The sequence below is a fragment of the Deltaproteobacteria bacterium genome, from assembly GCA_020848745.1.
Taxonomy (GTDB): domain Bacteria; phylum Desulfobacterota; class Binatia; order UTPRO1; family UTPRO1; genus UTPRO1.
On the sequence record JADLHM010000062.1, the window covers coordinates 1 to 15,595 of the forward strand.

General features: G+C 69.5%; 16 protein-coding genes. 7 read left to right on the forward strand and 9 right to left on the reverse strand.

Annotation, left to right across the window (positions count from 1 at the left end):
* Nucleotides 1-419 (reverse strand): alpha/beta fold hydrolase (locus IT293_09800; protein ID MCC6764944.1); only part of this gene is annotated, 419 nt, incomplete at its 3' end.
* A gap of 63 nt (nucleotides 420-482) precedes the next feature.
* Nucleotides 483-2,396, reverse strand: a complete 1,914-nt coding sequence (locus IT293_09805) for a SurA N-terminal domain-containing protein (GenBank protein MCC6764945.1) — start codon at nucleotides 2,394-2,396, stop codon at nucleotides 483-485.
* Between the two features lie 207 nt (nucleotides 2,397-2,603).
* Here IT293_09805 and IT293_09810 point away from each other — a divergent pair, with 207 nt between their 5' ends.
* The 5 genes from IT293_09810 to rodA all read left to right on the forward strand — a co-directional run bounded on the left by IT293_09810 (nucleotide 2,604) and on the right by rodA (nucleotide 8,260).
* Nucleotides 2,604-3,614, forward strand: a complete 1,011-nt coding sequence (locus IT293_09810; GenBank protein ID MCC6764946.1) for a rod shape-determining protein — start codon at nucleotides 2,604-2,606, stop codon at nucleotides 3,612-3,614.
* A 72-nt stretch (nucleotides 3,615-3,686) separates the two neighbouring features.
* A complete protein-coding gene (gene mreC, locus IT293_09815) occupies nucleotides 3,687-4,631 on the forward strand; it encodes a rod shape-determining protein MreC (protein ID MCC6764947.1) in 945 nt (314 codons plus the stop codon).
* Nucleotides 4,628-5,170, forward strand: coding sequence for a rod shape-determining protein MreD (mreD, locus tag IT293_09820; GenBank protein MCC6764948.1), 543 nt, complete (start codon nucleotides 4,628-4,630; stop codon nucleotides 5,168-5,170). Before mreC ends, mreD begins: the two co-directional genes overlap by 4 nt.
* Before the next feature lie 16 nt (nucleotides 5,171-5,186).
* Nucleotides 5,187-7,142, forward strand: coding sequence for a penicillin-binding protein 2 (gene mrdA, locus IT293_09825; GenBank protein ID MCC6764949.1), 1,956 nt, complete (start codon nucleotides 5,187-5,189; stop codon nucleotides 7,140-7,142).
* 5 nt (nucleotides 7,143-7,147) lie between these two features.
* Entirely contained in the window at nucleotides 7,148-8,260 is a 1,113-nt protein-coding gene (gene rodA / locus IT293_09830; GenBank protein ID MCC6764950.1) for a rod shape-determining protein RodA, read from the forward strand.
* 476 nt (nucleotides 8,261-8,736) lie between these two features.
* On the opposite strand, the gene trxA is transcribed toward rodA, so the two are convergent.
* From trxA to IT293_09865, 7 genes are all read right to left on the reverse strand, one after another.
* A complete protein-coding gene (trxA, locus tag IT293_09835; GenBank protein MCC6764951.1) occupies nucleotides 8,737-9,063 on the reverse strand; it encodes a thioredoxin in 327 nt (108 codons plus the stop codon).
* Nucleotides 9,064-9,201: 138 nt separating this feature from the next.
* Nucleotides 9,202-9,900 (reverse strand): OmpA family protein, encoded by a 699-nt coding sequence (locus IT293_09840; GenBank protein MCC6764952.1) that lies wholly within the window; start codon nucleotides 9,898-9,900, stop codon nucleotides 9,202-9,204.
* A gap of 85 nt (nucleotides 9,901-9,985) precedes the next feature.
* Nucleotides 9,986-10,231 (reverse strand): hypothetical protein, encoded by a 246-nt coding sequence (locus IT293_09845; protein MCC6764953.1) that lies wholly within the window; start codon nucleotides 10,229-10,231, stop codon nucleotides 9,986-9,988.
* 19 nt (nucleotides 10,232-10,250) lie between these two features.
* Nucleotides 10,251-11,408: a hypothetical protein gene (locus IT293_09850; protein MCC6764954.1), complete on the reverse strand. Its 1,158-nt coding sequence runs from the start codon at nucleotides 11,406-11,408 to the stop codon at nucleotides 10,251-10,253.
* A 51-nt stretch (nucleotides 11,409-11,459) separates the two neighbouring features.
* Entirely contained in the window at nucleotides 11,460-12,476 is a 1,017-nt protein-coding gene (locus IT293_09855) for a hypothetical protein (GenBank protein ID MCC6764955.1), read from the reverse strand.
* A 255-nt stretch (nucleotides 12,477-12,731) separates the two neighbouring features.
* Nucleotides 12,732-13,757, reverse strand: a complete 1,026-nt coding sequence (locus IT293_09860; GenBank protein MCC6764956.1) for an LLM class F420-dependent oxidoreductase — start codon at nucleotides 13,755-13,757, stop codon at nucleotides 12,732-12,734.
* A gap of 68 nt (nucleotides 13,758-13,825) precedes the next feature.
* Complete coding sequence (locus IT293_09865) at nucleotides 13,826-14,392, reverse strand: carboxymuconolactone decarboxylase family protein (GenBank protein MCC6764957.1); 567 nt, start codon at nucleotides 14,390-14,392, stop codon at nucleotides 13,826-13,828.
* Nucleotides 14,393-14,426: 34 nt separating this feature from the next.
* Here IT293_09865 and IT293_09870 point away from each other — a divergent pair, with 34 nt between their 5' ends.
* Complete coding sequence (locus IT293_09870; protein MCC6764958.1) at nucleotides 14,427-14,819, forward strand: helix-turn-helix transcriptional regulator; 393 nt, start codon at nucleotides 14,427-14,429, stop codon at nucleotides 14,817-14,819.
* Between the two features lie 201 nt (nucleotides 14,820-15,020).
* Nucleotides 15,021-15,575 (forward strand): four-helix bundle copper-binding protein, encoded by a 555-nt coding sequence (locus tag IT293_09875; GenBank protein ID MCC6764959.1) that lies wholly within the window; start codon nucleotides 15,021-15,023, stop codon nucleotides 15,573-15,575.
* Nucleotides 15,576-15,595 lie beyond the last annotated feature (20 nt).

Here is a 15,595-nt window from a genome sequence, read left to right on the forward strand (position 1 = left end):
CCCTTGGCCATGACGACCGAGGCGAGCCTCCGTCGCAGTGCGGGAAAGCCCGCGTCCGCCGCGGCGAGCATGCCGAACGGCAGCCGCAGCCGGCGAAGCCACGGCCGCCCGAGCTCGATCGCCGGGGAGAGCAACGCGACGCCCGCGACCGCCTCGGGGTGCTCCACGGCGAGCCGCACCGTCAGCATCGCGCCCATCGAGAGCCCCACCACGACGATGCGCGGCACCACCCGCAACAGCGCCTCCGCACCCGCGATCGCCGACGCGTACCAATCTCCCCACGACGACGCCGCGAGCTCCGCCACCGACGTCTCGTGCCCCGCGATCCGTGCCAACCAGAGCGGATACCGCCCCGCGAGCGCCTCCGCCAACGGTCCCATCTCGGCCGATGTCCCCGTCAACCCATGCAGCAGCAGCACCCCCACATCCGCAGCGCCGGGCACGACGCAATCAGGGGGGACTGCCACGACGGCGCACGGCGATCAGGAGGTGCGCGCCATCACGTCGGGGTTGACCGTGATCTCGGCGCGCTCCCGCAGCTCGTTGCGGTAGCTCTCCAGCACCTCTTGCCGCTTACGCGCCACGGCCTGATCCCGCAACGCCTGCTTCTTCTCGTCGGTGAGTCCCGTCTCATCCGCCGGGATGCGCTCCTTGAGCGCGAGGACGATCGCCGCGTCCGGCCCGATGAACGGCTTCTCGCCGAGGGGATTCGCGCTGGAGAGCGCGAACGCCTCGTCGCGGATCGGCGCCGGCGCGAGCTTCGGAATCGCTTCGCCGCGCGAGAACGGACCGGTGGTGTCGACCGGGTAGCCCTTGGCCTGCGCCTCCGCGGGGAGGACGCCGGCCCCGCCGGTCTTGCGCGCCGCCTCGAGGAGCGCCTCGGCCGCGGCGCGCGCGGCTTCCTTCGTCTTCTCGCGCGTGAGCGCCTCGACGATGCCGGTGCGGACCTCGTCGAGCGGCGGGATCGTGCTCGCGACCTTCTCGGTGACCTTGAAGACGTAGAAGGGCGGCTCGGTGTCCATCACCTGGTCCACCGCGCCGGGCTCGAGCACGAGCGCGGTGTTGATCATGGTCGGGCCTTTCACGCCGGGAATGATCTGCCCGCGGGAGACCGGCTTCGAGAGCGTCGCCTCGAGGCCGTGCGCCGCGGCGAGGTCCTCGAGCGACGCGCCGGCGCGCGCCTTCTCGAGATCGGCGGCGAGGGCGTTGCGGGCGGCGTCTTCGGCCCCGCGCGAGCGCAGATCCTTCACGATCTCCTCGCGGACGTCGTCGAACGGCTTCGGGCCGCCCGGGATCTTCTCGTCGAGGCGGATGATGTGGAAGCCGCGCGAGCCCTCGACGATGTCGCTCACCTCGCCGACGTTCAGCTTGAATGCCGCCTCCTCGAGGGGGGCCTCCAGCTGGCCGCGGGCGACGACGCCGAGGTCGCCACCGTTCTCGACCGACATCGCGTCCTCGGAGTTCTTCTTCGCGAGCTCGGTGAAGGTGTCCTTGCCGCCGATGCGGGCCGAGATCAGGACTGCCGCCGCCTTGGCCTTGATCGCGTGCTTGCCGGCGTCGTCGGTGCCCGGTGGCACCAGGAACAGGATGTGCTGGAGGTGCAGCCGCTCGGGCTGCTCGTAGTCCGAGGCGTGCGCCTCGTAGTAGTCCTTGACCGCCTGCTCCCCGACCGGGACCTTCTCGGCGAAGTGGTCGGGCGCGTACGTCACGTACTGGATCCGGACGGTCTCCGGCTTGCGGAACCGCTCCTTGTTCTTCTCGTAGTACTCGGCCACCTCGCTGTCGGCGACGGTCACCCCGTCCTTGAACTGGGCGAACGGCACCTTCACGAAGGTGACGTCGACCTTCTCGTTCTGGAGCGCGTAGAGGTTCTTCACCTCCTGGTCGCTCGCGATGAGGCCGTCGGTGAGGATCCCCTCGAGCTTGTTCACGAGCAGGGTCTCGCGCTGCGACTCCTCGAACTCGGTCGGGGTCAGGCGCGAGGCGCGCAGCGTGTTCAAGTAGCGGGTCCGGTCGAAGCGGGCGCCCTCCTGGAAGGCGGGGATGTCGAGGATGGACTTTCGGACCTCGTCGTCGGTGACCTGGAGGCCGAGGCGGCTCGCCTCGCGCTTGAGGAGCATTTCGGTGACGAGGTCGTCGAGGGCGCGCTGGCCGAGGTTCAGCTGGGCGAGGAGCTGCGGGCTCAGGTTCTCCTTGTAGAGCTCGCGGTAGATCCGCTGCATCCGTTCGTGGGCCCGCGCGTAGGTCTGAAGGCTGATCGGCTCGCCGTCGACGGTCGCCGCCACGTTCACCCTGTCGCCTCCCGCCACCATGACGCCGACACCCCAGAAGACGAAGACGACGATGATCATCCAGAAGATGATCTTGATGAACGACGAGCGCGAATGCTTACGCATGAACCCGAGCATGGTCGGGGGACTCTAGTGAAGTGATTGTATGAACGCAACGCAAAGTCGCGCTGCAATCTTGCCCTGTTGGGCGGTTTGGGCTATCACCCTCGGCGCAGCTGGGAGGGGCGGGGGTCGTTCCTTTCCGTCGTCGTTCTGCCTGCAACAATCGAAGAGCTTCAAAGGGGTCGTATGGTTCTCAACTCGTTCTGGGGCATGTTCTCCAACGACCTCGCCATCGATCTCGGCACGGCCAACACGCTGATCTACGTGAAGGGTCAAGGCATCATCTGCAACGAGCCCTCCGTGGTCGCGGTGCAGAAGGAGGCGAGGGGCGGCCGCAAGGTCCTCGCCGTCGGCGCCGAGGCGAAGAAGATGCTCGGCCGCACGCCGGGCAACATCGTGGCCATCCGTCCGCTCAAAGACGGCGTCATCGCCGACTTCGAGATCACCGAGGCGATGCTCCGCTACTTCATCCAGAAGATCCACAACCGCAAGACGCTCGTTCGCCCGCGCATCATCATCTGCGTGCCGTTCGGCATCACCGAGGTCGAGAAGCGCGCCGTGAAGGAGTCGGCCGAGTCCGCGGGGGCGCGCGAGGTCTACCTGATCGAGGAGCCGATGGCCGCCGCGATCGGCGCCGGGCTCCCGATCACCGAGCCGACCGGCAACATGATCGTCGACATCGGCGGCGGCACGACCGAGGTCGCGGTGATCTCGCTCGCCGGCGTCGTCTTCTCGAAGTCGGTGCGCGTGGGCGGCGACAAGATGGACGAGGCGATCAGCCAGTACATCAAGCGCAAGTACAACCTTCTGGTGGGCGAGCGCACGGCCGAGCTCATCAAGATCACGATCGGCTCGGCGTATCCCACCCAAGAGATCCAGACCATGGAGATCAAGGGTCGCGACCTCGTCGCCGGCGTGCCGAAAACGGTCGAGATCTCCGACGAGGAGATCCGCGACTCGCTGCTCGAGCCGATCAACCAGATCGTGGAGGCGGTGCGGATCGCGCTCGAGCGTACACCGCCGGAGCTCGCGTCCGACATCGTCGACAAGGGCATCGTGCTCGCTGGCGGCGGAGCGTTGCTGCGCAACCTCGACGTCCTGCTGCGCGAGGAGACGGGTCTCCCCATCATGATCGCCGACGATCCCCTCAGCGCCGTGGTGATGGGCGCCGGCCGGGCCCTGGACGAGATCAACCTCCTGCGCGACATCTCGATCAGCTAGCGGTGCGAACGATCGTAATCGCCGCCGTGCGAGGCTGCTAGCGCTCCGGCGCGACGGAACGCCGGAGCGGCCATGCTCGAGTTCGTTCGGAGAAACCGCGTCCTCCTGAGCTCCGGCTTCTTTCTCCTGTGCTCACTCGGGCTCCTGTCGGCGAACGCGCGGCAGCCCGGGCGGATCGATCCGCTCGGGCACGTCTTCCTGGAGGTGATGGCGCCGTTCCAGCGGCTCACCGCGGGGATCGGCGGCATGACGCGGGGGCTATTCGACCGCTACGTGCTGCTCGTCGGTACGCAGGCGGAGAACGAGCGCCTGAAGGCCCGTATCCGGGACCTCGAGCGGCGGGGCACGTACCAGAGCGAGACGGAGCTCATGAACCGCCGTTTGAAGCGTCTGCTGGCGCTCGAGCGCGAGCTGCCGACGAAGGCCGTGGCGGCGTCGGTGACGGCGCGCGACGCGAGCGTGTGGTTCCAGAGCCTGACCCTCAACAAGGGCGAGGTCGACGGCATCCAGGTCGGCATGCCGGTGATCGCGCCGGACGGTGTGGTCGGCCTGATCTCGAGCACGAGCCTGCACGCGTCGCGGGTGCTCCTCCTGACCGACCCGAACAGCGGCATCGACGTCCTCGTGCAGCGCACCCGCGTCCGCGGGATCCTCTCCGGGCTCCTCGAGCGCGGGACCACCCTCAAGTACGTGAAGCGCACCGACGACGTGCGGCGCGGGGACCGGATCGTCGCGTCGGGGCTCGACGGGGTGTTCCCGAAGGGGCTGCCGGTCGGCCGCGTGACGAGCGTGTCGCGGAAGGACCGGGGCCTCTTTCTCTATGCCGAGGTCACGCCCGAGGCGGATGCGAGCCGGCTCGAGGAGGTCCTGGTGGCGTTCCCGAGCGGCGAGGAACTGCGCAAGCCCGCCTCGCTGCCGAGCGCCGCCGAGACCGGTCCGCCCAACCCTGCCGACGTCGGGCTCTACGGACCGCCCGCGCCGGTGACGCGCGGCGAGGGCCGGAGCGCCGGCCGATGAGCCTGCTCCAGACCTCGCACGCGCCGGCGCCGAGCATCGGCGCCGAGACCCGGGCCGTCGGCATCTACGTCATGACCGGAGCGCTGGCGCTGCTCCTCCAGACGACCGTCCTGCACGGCCTCACCGGCGGGCGGATCATCCCCGACCTGGTCTTGGTCCTGTGCGTCTACCTCGGCCTCCACGAGCACAACATCGGCGGAGCGACGGGAGCCTTCCTGCTCGGCTACCTGCTCGACAGCTTCTCGGGAAGCCTGGTTGGCCTGCACGCTTTTGCGATGACGATCGTGTATCTCGTAGTGTACCTTGTGTCGCGGCGGCTGTGGATGGACAACTCGGTGTCAGGGGTGGCGATGGTCTTTCTCGGCAGCCTCTTGAAGGGTGTCGCGATCGTCGCGGCGCTCGCCGCGTACCTCTCGATCGATCGCATGTCGCTCGCCGTCGCGCAGGCGCTGCTCGCGGAAGCGCTGCTCGCGGCCGCGCTCACCCCGCTCGTGTTCGGCGGGCTCGGGTGGGCCAAGCGCCTGGCGGGCGGCAACTGATATGGCGTCGACGCTCGTGACCAGCCGGCGCGAGGTTCCCAACGAGTTCCGCCGTCGGTTCGGCTTCGCGCTGGCGCTCGTCGTCGCGCTCTTCAGCCTGACGGTCGTCCGCCTCTGGCACCTGCAGGTGAGCGCGGGCGACGAGTATCGCTCTCTGTCCGAGCACAATCGCATTCGCTTGAAGCGCGTGCGCGCGACGCGCGGCACGATCCTCGACCGCAACGGCGACATCGTCGTCGACAACCGGCCCTCGTTCGATCTCGTGCTGGTGCCCGAGGACGCGCACGACGTGCCGGCGACCATCGCGGTGCTCACGCGCCTCCTCGGTCCGGAGGTGGGGGACCTTTCGGCGGTCGTCGCGGCGGCGCGCAACCGCCCGGCGTTCGAGGACGTCGTGCTGGTGCGCGATCTCGACTGGGAGCGCATCGTCAAGATCGAGACGCATCAGTTCGAGCTGCCCGGCGTGTCGGTGCAGGTGGGGCCGCGACGGACGTATCCCTTCGGGCAGATGGCGGCGCATCTCCTCGGGTACGTCGGCGAGGTGAGCCAGCAGGAGCGTGAGCAGCGCCGCGGGTACCGCCTCGGCGACCTGATCGGAAAGGCGGGGGCCGAGCGCTACTGGGAGGACTATCTCCGCGGCGTCGACGGCGGCCAGCAGGTCGAGGTCGACTCGGTCGGCCGGAAGCTCCGCGTGCTGAGCGAGGTCGACGAAACGCCCGGCAACAGCCTCGTCCTCACGATCGACCGCGACCTGCAGCAGACCGCCGAGGCGGCGATGGAAGGGCACGACGGGTCGATCGTCGCGCTCGACGCGCGCACCGGCGAGATCCTGGCGATGGTGAGCCGTCCGGCCTTCGACCCGAACGTCTTCGCGCGCGGCATCCGGCTCTCCGAGTGGAAGGCGCTCGTCGACGACCGCAAGCGGCCCCTGAACAGCAAGGCGGTGCAGGGCACCTATCCTCCTGGTTCCACCTACAAGGTCGTGATGGCGGCGGCGGCGCTCGAAGAGGGCGTCATCACGCCCTTTACGACGATCTTCTGCGGTGGCGGGCTGTTCTTCGGCAACCGCACGTTCCGCTGCTGGCGCCCGCAGGGTCACGGCGCCGTCAACGTCCACGAGGCGCTCGTCCGCTCGTGCGACGTGTTCTTCTACCAGGTGGGGCAGCGGCTCGGCGTCGACACGATCGCCGAGTATTCGCATCGTTTCGGCCTCGGCGCGCCCACCGGCATCACGCTCGAGCACGAGAGCGGCGGCATCATTCCGTCGAGCGCGTGGAAGCGGCAACGCTTCGGCGAGCCGTGGTATCCGGGCGAGACGCTCTCGATCTCGATCGGACAGGGCTACGTCACGACGACGCCCCTCCAGATGGCGAGCGTCATGGCGACCGTCGCGAACGGCGGCATCGTCTACAAGCCGCGCTTCGTGAAGCGAGTCGAGCGCACCGACGGCGCGGCCGTGCTCGAGGAGCAGCCCGAGGTCGTGCGCGACGTCGGCTTCAAGAAGAGCACGCTCCTCCAGATCCGTGACGCTCTCTCGGACGTCGTGAACAGCAAGCGCGGCACGGGCTCGAACGCGAAGCTCCCCGGCATCGAGGTCGGCGGCAAGACCGGCACGGCGCAGGCGAGCCGCGCCGGCGGCGACAAGACCAGCCAGAAGGGCTGGTCGCGCGAGAAGCGCGACCATGCGTGGTTCATCGCGTTCGCGCCGGTCGACAACCCGGAGATCGCGCTCGTCGTCCTCGCCGAGCACTCCGGACAGCACGGCGGGACGGCTGCCGCGCCGATCGCGCGCAAGGTGTTCGCGCGCTACTTCGGCATTCCGGACGAGGACGCGGCGGCCTTGAAGCGGACGGCCGGCTTCGTGCCCCTGCACGACCAGTACGGCGCCGCCATCCGTCTCTCCGCGCTGAACGAGCCGTATCCCGACGGCGGCGACGCGGACGCCGATGGCGACACCCACGGGCGGAACTGACGACCATGCGCCAGTTCGATCGCCGCCTCGCGTACCACTTCGACGGGCTCCTGCTGGTTCTGACGCTCCTGATCATCGGCGGCGGCCTCGCGACGATCTTCAGCGCGACCGAGGCGCGTGTGCACACCGGCTTCACGAACAACCCGCTCGTCTTGCGCCAAGCGTTCTACGCGGGCGTCGGCTTCCTCGGGATGATCGCGGTCGTCCTGGTCGATTATCGCCGTCTCGAGCGCTACGCATACGTCGTCTACGCCGTGACGCTGCTCCTCGTGCTGGCGGTGCCGCTCGTCGGTACGGTCGGCGGCGGGGCGCGGCGCTGGATCGATCTCGGGCCGGTCTCGATCCAGCCGTCCGAGCTCATCAAGGTATCCCTGGTGGTCGCGCTCGCGCGCTACTTCCACCGCTCGCAGGCGACCGGCGACGTTCGCCTCGTCGACGCGCTTCCGGCGTTCGTGCTGCTGGTCGTGCCGGGAGCGCTGATCCTGGCGCAGCCCGATCTCGGCACCGTCGGCGTGATCGCGCTCGTCGCCTTCAGCGTGCTCTTCTACGCGGGGCTCCGCCTGCGCGTGTTCGTCATGCTGGCTGCCGTCGCGGCGCTCGCGGTGCCCCTCCTCTGGGGCCACTTGAAGCCGTACCAGCAGCAGCGCGTGCAGACGTTCCTCTCGCCCGAGATGGACCCGCTCGGCGCCGGCTACCACGTGATCCAGTCGAAGATCGCGATCGGCTCCGGGGAATTCTGGGGCAAGGGGTATCTCCACGGTACGCAGAACAAGCTGAACTTCATCCCCGAGCAGCACACGGACTTCATCTTCTCGGTCTTTGCCGAAGAGTGGGGGTTCGTCGGCGCGCTCGTGCTGCTCGGGCTCTACGCGGCGCTCGTGCTGCGGGGCTTGGCGGTGGCGCATCGCTCCAAGGACCGCTTCGGGGCGCTCGTCGCGTTCGGGGTCGTGTCGATCTTCTTCTGGCAGGTGGTGATCAACGTGGGGATGACGTCGGGGATCCTGCCGGTGGTCGGGATCACGTTGCCGTTCTTCAGCTATGGCGGATCGTCGCTGACGACGATGATGATCGCGGTCGGCTTGATGATCAACGTGAACATGCGGCGCTTCTTGTTCTGATCGTTCGTCGACGACGGCGAAGGTGCAGTGCCGTCGCTTGAACGTGGGGTGGGACGGCGCTTCGCTGGCTCCGCAGATGGCACACCCATCCCGCTCACGGTCTTCATTCGCAGGGCCTCGTGTGCCATCTAGTCGCCTGCGAAGCGCCGTCCCACCCCTCGTCGCATCGCCGCAACGCAAGGTGTCGTCTTCAGCTCGAAACGGTACGCGCGGCTCCGCCCGTCGTCTTCGGTCTCTCTTCAGCCGAAGCGGGAGCGAGCGGCAACGGCGTCCCGCTCCTTCTCTGCGGTGCATCGCGCAGCGGCGGTGCGGGCGGGGCGTGGGATGTCGCCTCGCAGGCGACTAGATCCGCTACGCGGCCCTGCGCATGGTGCCCTTGAACGCCAGGGAGTCGAGGATCTGCGGAGCCAGCGAAGCGACACCCCACGCCCCGCGGCCCCGGAAGCTCCGTGCGGCTCTTCTAGAGAAAGCAGCCGCTATGCGACGACTTTGTCGATCGCCTTGACGAGTTGGCCCTTGGGCACCGCGCCGACGATCTGCTCCTGCACCGTCCCGTTCTTGAAGATGATGAGATTCGGGATACCGCGGACGCCGTACTTTTGCGGCGTATGCTGATTGTCGTCGACGTTCATCTTCACGACCTTGAGCTTCCCGCTGTAGGTGTCGGCGAGCTCTTCCACCATGGGGGCGATGGCGCGACACGGCCCGCACCAGGGGGCCCAGAAGTCGATGAGGACCGGCAGGGACGCCTGCAGGACCTCGGATTGAAACGTGTCGTCGCTGACCTGTTGGACATCGGCCATGGATGGCCTCCTCTCGTCGATGTCGCCCCTGTGTAATGACTGTTCCCGAGTGATGCAACGTTGCGCGTCGGGAGGGTGACGATCCGGAGTCCGAGCCGCGCGGCGCCTCGACGATCGTCGGGCGCCGCGCGGCATGCCCTAGCGGACGTTCAGCTCGACGCGCCGGTTCTGCGCGCGTCCTTCCTCGGTGTCGTTGGTCGCGACCGGGCGCGACTCGCCGAAGCCGCGCGCTTCCAGGCGACTCGCGCTCACACCGAGACGGGTGAGCCGATCGACGACGGAATCCGCTCGCCGTTCGGAGAGGCGGTCGTTGTACGCGTCGGTGCCGCGTGCGTCGGTGTGGCCGCCGACGGAGACTCTCACGTCGGGCTCGTCGCGGAGGATGCGGGCCGCCTCCTCGAGGATCGCGGCCGCGTCCGCCCGGATGGTGGCCTTGTCGAAATCGAAGTTCACGCCGCGGAGCACGATCTTCTTCTTCACGACCGGCGGTGGGGGCGGAGGCGCCGGGGGCGGAGGCGGGGGCTCCTCTTCGTGGGGCGGGTCGAAGGCGCAGTGCCCGAAGAAGCCGCCGATCAGGGCGCCGCTGATCGCGCCGATGCCGATCGCGGTCGCGTAATCCTCGGCCTGCCGCTCGGTTTCACCGGAGGTGGCGACGATGCCGCCGCCGACGCCGCCGCCGATCGCCGCGCCGGTGAGCGCGCCGCCGATCGTGCCGCCGCCCCAGCGTCGGTCGCAATTGAAGCCGCCGCGCGTCGGGCGCGCCGCGCAACCGTCGAGGGCGATCGCGAGGGTGAGCGCCGCCACGCCTCCGATCCTCCGCCAGGTGCACCTCGTCATACCTGTCCTCCTTGCTCCGAGTCGGAGCGTACGACCGGAGCTGCGCGTACTTGCGTCCGATGGGATAGTCAAGCCGGAACTCCCGTCAGCCGCCCTCGAGGCGCGCGGCGCGGAGCAACGTCACGAACGCGTGCAGGGGCACGAGGAGCGCGAGCTCGACGAGCGCGGCCATCACGATCGCGCGCGTCCGCGGTCCGACGGCGAGGGCGGCGATCGGCGGCCAGGCGAGGAGCCACACCGCCTCCGGTCGCGCTGCGAGCAGGCGCGTCTCGACCGCGGCCACCAGGAGGATCGCCGCCGGAACGAACGCGAGAATGAGCCGGCGCGCCATCGCGTGCTCGCGCGACCGATCAGCGCGCGGTGCCGGCCTCGAGCCCGCCGGCCGGCGCGTCCGCGCGCAACCGCGCCGCCGCGTCGAGCAGGTCCGGGTCGTTGTAGGGGCGGTCGCTGAACGCCGTCACGGGATGCGGCTTCGTCACGTAGGCGCCGGAGACGACGTCGTTCTTCTGATTGGGCATCTCGCCCGTCGTCGACAGGGCCACGGAGGACAACTGGTACGGGCCGGCGGCTCCCCGTTCGCGGAGGATGAGGCCCCAGTACGTGAGCGCGATCCACCCGGTGCCCGCCTCCAGCGTCTGCGCGTTCTGCGCCCACGCGAGCGGCGTTCCGTCGGTCTCGGCGAGCGTCGCCTCGAGGTGGAAGCGGGCGGCGGCGTCGACCTGCACCTCGGCCTGGACGACGAGATTCCCGTCGACGATCGAGTCGCGGTAGCGTCCGGTCAGGCGGGCGAGGGGAACGCTGTAGAGAAAGCCCGAGGTCGCGATGCGCTCCTCGCCGCTCTCGATCTCGGCCCGGACCTCGACGAGCTGCGCGCCCTTGAAATCGAGCACGCGCTCGCGGCCGGGGGCCACGACCGCGGTGTAGACGAGATCGTTGGCGGTCGCGTCGCTGTTTGCACCGTCGTCGCGGAACTCGAGCGCGGCGAGCACGCCGCCTTGCTGCGTGCGGATCTCGCCGTGCAGGGCGCGCGGGTCCACTTTGCGGTCGTCGTGTGCGAGGTACGCGTGCACGACGATGGGACCCGGCGCTTCGAAGCCGGTCTTTGCCGGCCAGACGACGAGTGTCGGGCGGGTGCCTTCCGGACCGGCGCTCTTGCCCGGCGTGACCTCGCGGTCGCGGACGATCGGGTCGATTCCGTCCTCGAGCGGCTGCGAAGAGCGCGGGAACCGCGCCCGCCGCGCGTAGTCGTCTGCCGTGGCGCCGGCGAGCGTGCGCACCTCCGGCACGACGCCGGCCGGAGCGATCTCGGTCTCGGTCCGAACCGTGCGCCGTACGACCGAGGGCGAGGGCGAGGGCGCCGTTGCGAGCTCGGCGGCGATCGCGGCCGGCGAGGCGATCGGAACCGGCGCCGGATCGGGTTCGGCCGGCAAACGTCGCGTCGCCCAGTAGCCGAGCGCGAAGGCGACGGCGAGGACGAGCAGCGGCGCGAGCGAGCGGGACGAGGGCATGAGGGGCGGCGGGACGACCGGCCAGGCCGGCCGTCCCGCGACCGGTCGGTCTCAGTAGAGGATGCTCACGAAGCGGCCGGTGGTCATCGACGACTGGACCTGCGTGTTCGGAGCGCACGGGGATCCGCCGCACGTCCAGATGCCGGTCGGGATGGCGCGCCGGACGTCCGAGTCGCTGTTGTCGCGCTCGTCCGAATGGTTCTCGTGGGCTGCGTCCAGGTTGAAGAACCCCGACGACTCCTGCTTCGACGAGTTCGCGCACGCATTCGAGTTGTTGTAGCTCGCGGTCGCGCTGCCGTTGCAGGCGTAGATCGACGCGTACTGCACGATGCCGTCGTCCTCGCCCGAGAGACAGGCGCTCGCCCCGAAGATCGCCTCGTAGCCGCCCGTCAGGTGCACGTTGCGCGCCGGGGCGTTCGCGAACGTCCGCACCTGCACCGCGTCGGCGCTCCGCAGCCAGTAGGTCGCGTCGTCGCAGCTCTGAATGAAGAACGCGATGAAGTTACAGAGGATGTTTCCCTGGCCGCACACGGCGTCGGCGCCCTGCGAGCCGCGATGCGCGCCGCCGGTCGTGATCGCGATGCTGATGCGCTGCGCGACCTGATCGAAGGGCCCGGTGAAATTGTAGTTCGGATCGGTCGCGTCGTTGTTGCCGAGGATGAAGTCCATGACCGTGCCGCCCATGCTGTGGGCGATCACCCAGAACGTTCCGCCCTGCGCGTAGGTCCGGGTGCAGCGGTTGCCTCCGCCGTCGGCGCCGCCGTTGGTGGCGTTGACGATCTCGTTGGCGACCTCGCCGGCCGATTGCGACTCGTAGTACGGCCGGGTGCCGTTGTAGCCGACCACGTAGTACGAGGTCGCGAAGTTCTTCGTCGCGGCCTGGATGAAGTCGTTCGAGCCGTTCTTCCAGTAGTTTCGCGCCGAGCTCCAGTTCGTGTACGTGTTGGTGTCGGTCTGCTTGCCGTGGACGAAGATCATGCACGGCTGGGCGCTCGCGACCGAGCTCCATGCCAGGACGAGAATACCGACCGCCGCCGCAGCCGCGCAGGAGTGCAGAATCCTCCGCATCGTCTCCTCCAATTCCCGTTGGGCGGCAGGACAGCGCGCCGACCCGCCGCGGTGGGGACACCGACGTGCGCGCTCGGCGGCTTCTACTCGCCGCGCCTTTCGAGTGTCAACGAAAAAGGGCCTGGGAGCGGAAACGAACGGCGCGCACGCGTGCGCCGCGGCCGTCGCCGACCGGCGCGGCGACGGCGATTTTCCGCTGGGCATAGACCGGCGCGGCCTCGGGGCGCGCCTCGTCCGGCCAGCGCGTGGCGGCCGTCAGGTGGCGGCCTCCGCGAGGATGCGGAGCGCGTCGGCCTGCCGGGTGCCGAGGACGACGGTCGTCACGCCCGACTCGCGCCAGGCCTGCAGGCGATCGCGGATGCGCGCGGGCGGACCCACGAGCGAAACCTCGTCGGCGAGCTCATCGGGTACGGCGGCCGCAGCCTCGTCCTTCTTGCCGGCCAGGTAGAGGTCCTGGATCTTCTTGGCCGCCTCCTCGAAGCCGTAGCGGCACGCGAGGTCATTGTAGAAGTTCTTGCCGCGCGCGCCCATGCCGCCGATGTAGAGCGCGAGCCCGGGCTTCACGTAGCCGAGGCACTTCTGGACGTCGGGGCCGATCACGACGTTCACCGACGCCGCGATGTCGAAGCTCGCGAGCGACTTCCCGCCCCCGGCGCGTGCGAAGCCGGCATCGAGCGCCGGCTTGAAGACGTGCGAGCGGTGCGGCGAGTACCAGATCGGCAGCCAGCCTTCGGCGATCTCGGCCGCCAGCTCGACGCTCTTCGGGCCGATCGCCGCGACGTAGATCGGGATCCGGCGCCCGTGGAGGATGCTCTTGAGCGGCTTGCCGAGGCCGGTCGCTCCCGGTCCGCGGTAGGGGATCTGGTAGTGCTCCCCCTGGTGCTCGACGGGCTGCTCGCGCGCCCAGATCTTGCGGACGATCTCGATGTACTCGCGCGTCTTCACGAGCGGCTTCCCGTACGGTTGCCCGTGCCAGCCTTCGACCACCTGCGGACCCGACACGCCGAGGCCGAGGAGGAAGCGGCCGCCCGACAGCTGGTCGAGCGTCGTCGCCGTCATGGCGGTCATCGCGGGGGTGCGCGCCGGCATCTGCATGATGCCGCTCGCGACGTGGATCCGCTTCGTGCGCGCGGCGATCCACGCGAGCGGCGTCACGGCGTCGGATCCGTACGCTTCGGCCGACCAGACCGAGTGGAAGCCGAGGCGGCCGGCCTCCTCGACGAGCGCCATGTCGAGCGCCATCTTCGCTCCGGAGTATCCGATGGTGAGGCCCAAGCGCATGTGCGTCTCCTCTCGTGAAGCGTCGGAGGTGGTAGACCGCGCCGCCGGCCATGTCCAGGCGAAGCGCTCTACAGCGGAGGAAACCGCTCGGCCCACGGCTCGCGCGCCACCCCGGCGCCGTTCGCGACGAAGGCGATCACGTGGTACCAGCCCGCGAGCACCAGCATCTCGAGCAGCTGCGGCGGCGTGAACGCCGCGGCGAGCTCGGTCCAGAGCGCGTCGGAGACGCACGCCCCGTAGTGCAGCTCGTCGACGAGGCGGACGAGCAGGGCGTCGGTGCCGCGCCAGATCTTGTCGTCCGGCCGTCCGAGCACGGTCGCTTTCATGGTCTTCGCGTCGATGCCCGCCGAGCTTCCGAAGAACGTCGCATGCACGCCCCATTCGTACTCGCACCCGAGCCGGGCGCAGACGCGCTGGATCACGAGCTCGCGCTCGCGGGTGCCGAGCGCGGCCTCGCGGCCGAGGAGGTATGTGCCGAGCGGCAGCATCGCCCGGGCGAGGGGGAGATGCCGGGCGAGCGTGCGGAACAACGCCAGCGGCTCGACCGGGGCGCCTTTCGGCATCCAGCGGGCGAGCTCGTCCATGACATCGCTCTCGTAGGGCGGCTCCACGGGCGGGATGCGGGGGCTGTCCATGCGGGATCTCCTCGTGCTACGAAATCCGTAGCGTATGGGGGTCTGCGTGCCTACCACGAGACGACGCGCGAGCGCGACCGACGGCGACCGCGCGGTCCGCGGCTCGCGGAGCGGTCGACCCGTGATGCGGGTGCTCGACTGGCTCGGCCGCCGCTGGACGCTGCGGGTGCTCTGGGAGCTGCGCGCGGGCGCGCTGCCGTTTCGCTCGCTTCAGGAGCGTTGCGACGCCGTCTCGCCGACGGTGCTGAACGAGCGTCTCCGCGAGCTGCGCGACGCCGGCGTGATCGCGCTCCGCGACGGTCGCGGGTACGAGCTCACCGCCGAAGGCCGCGCGCTCGGCGCGCTGCTCGTGCCGGTGAACGTCTGGGCCGAGCGCTGGGCCCGGCGGGCGATGCGTGTGCGCGGCGTCAATCGATCCGAGCGGTAACTCGCGGAGATCCGCGCCGCCTCGACCGGGCTGCGATGCCGCCGTTGTGCGCGCCGGCCGCGGCCGCGTGGTAGACGGGCCGTCACAACGCCGGTTCGATGCTGTCCTCGACCGCATTTCTCGCCAGCTCCCGGCTCCGCACGCCTGGCGTCCTCGCGCCGTGGACCTGGTGGCGGTTGCGAGCTAGGAGCTCGGAAGTCGATGGAACGTCCCGACGATGTCAACCGTCACTATGGAGGAGCATTCATGACCACGGATACTCGAGGCTGTGCAGTCGATTCAGCGGTTGGGGTGACGCGAAGGCGCGTCCTTTCGGGTGCGGCGGGCCTGGCCACCGCGCTGGCCGCGGGGCAGGCGCTCGCGGCCGACCCCCACGCCGGCCACGATCACACCGAGAAGCGCTACCTTCCGGGCGTGCGCAACAAGAAGCGGGTGGCCCTGGTGAAAGCCGCCGCCGACTGCACCGCGAAGGGCGACGCCTGCCTCAGCCACTGTATGGAGACCTTCGTGCAGGGTGACACGACCATGGCCACCTGTGCGGATGCGGTGCAGCAGATGTTGCCGGTCTGCCGCGCGATGTCCTCCCTGGGCGCCTACGACTCGAAGCACCTCCCCGATCTCGCGCGGGCGTGCATCGGTGTGTGCACCGATTGCGAGAAGGTGTGCCGCGAGCACGCCGAGCACCAGAAGGAGTGCAAGGACTGCGCGGATGCGTGTGCGGCCCTGATCGAGGAATGCAAGAAGCTGCTGGCGTGAGCCGCAGCGCCGGCGGGCGG

What these genes read in the sequence shown, in the direction of transcription:
- IT293_09805 (MCC6764945.1), bottom strand. Translation starts at nt 2,396, where the DNA reads ATGCGTAAGCATTCGCGCTCGTCGTTCATCAAGATCATCTTCTGGATG.
- IT293_09810 (MCC6764946.1), top strand. Translation starts at nt 2,604, where the DNA reads ATGTTCTCCAACGACCTCGCCATCGATCTCGGCACGGCCAACACGCTG.
- mreC (MCC6764947.1), top strand. Translation starts at nt 3,687, where the DNA reads ATGCTCGAGTTCGTTCGGAGAAACCGCGTCCTCCTGAGCTCCGGCTTC.
- mreD (MCC6764948.1), top strand. Translation starts at nt 4,628, where the DNA reads ATGAGCCTGCTCCAGACCTCGCACGCGCCGGCGCCGAGCATCGGCGCC.
- rodA (MCC6764950.1), top strand. Translation starts at nt 7,148, where the DNA reads ATGCGCCAGTTCGATCGCCGCCTCGCGTACCACTTCGACGGGCTCCTG.
- trxA (MCC6764951.1), bottom strand. Translation starts at nt 9,063, where the DNA reads ATGGCCGATGTCCAACAGGTCAGCGACGACACGTTTCAATCCGAGGTC.
- IT293_09840 (MCC6764952.1), bottom strand. Translation starts at nt 9,900, where the DNA reads ATGACGAGGTGCACCTGGCGGAGGATCGGAGGCGTGGCGGCGCTCACC.
- IT293_09845 (MCC6764953.1), bottom strand. Translation starts at nt 10,231, where the DNA reads ATGGCGCGCCGGCTCATTCTCGCGTTCGTTCCGGCGGCGATCCTCCTG.
- IT293_09850 (MCC6764954.1), bottom strand. Translation starts at nt 11,408, where the DNA reads ATGCCCTCGTCCCGCTCGCTCGCGCCGCTGCTCGTCCTCGCCGTCGCC.
- IT293_09855 (MCC6764955.1), bottom strand. Translation starts at nt 12,476, where the DNA reads ATGCGGAGGATTCTGCACTCCTGCGCGGCTGCGGCGGCGGTCGGTATT.
- IT293_09860 (MCC6764956.1), bottom strand. Translation starts at nt 13,757, where the DNA reads ATGCGCTTGGGCCTCACCATCGGATACTCCGGAGCGAAGATGGCGCTC.
- IT293_09865 (MCC6764957.1), bottom strand. Translation starts at nt 14,392, where the DNA reads ATGGACAGCCCCCGCATCCCGCCCGTGGAGCCGCCCTACGAGAGCGAT.
- IT293_09870 (MCC6764958.1), top strand. Translation starts at nt 14,427, where the DNA reads ATGGGGGTCTGCGTGCCTACCACGAGACGACGCGCGAGCGCGACCGAC.
- IT293_09875 (MCC6764959.1), top strand. Translation starts at nt 15,021, where the DNA reads ATGGAACGTCCCGACGATGTCAACCGTCACTATGGAGGAGCATTCATG.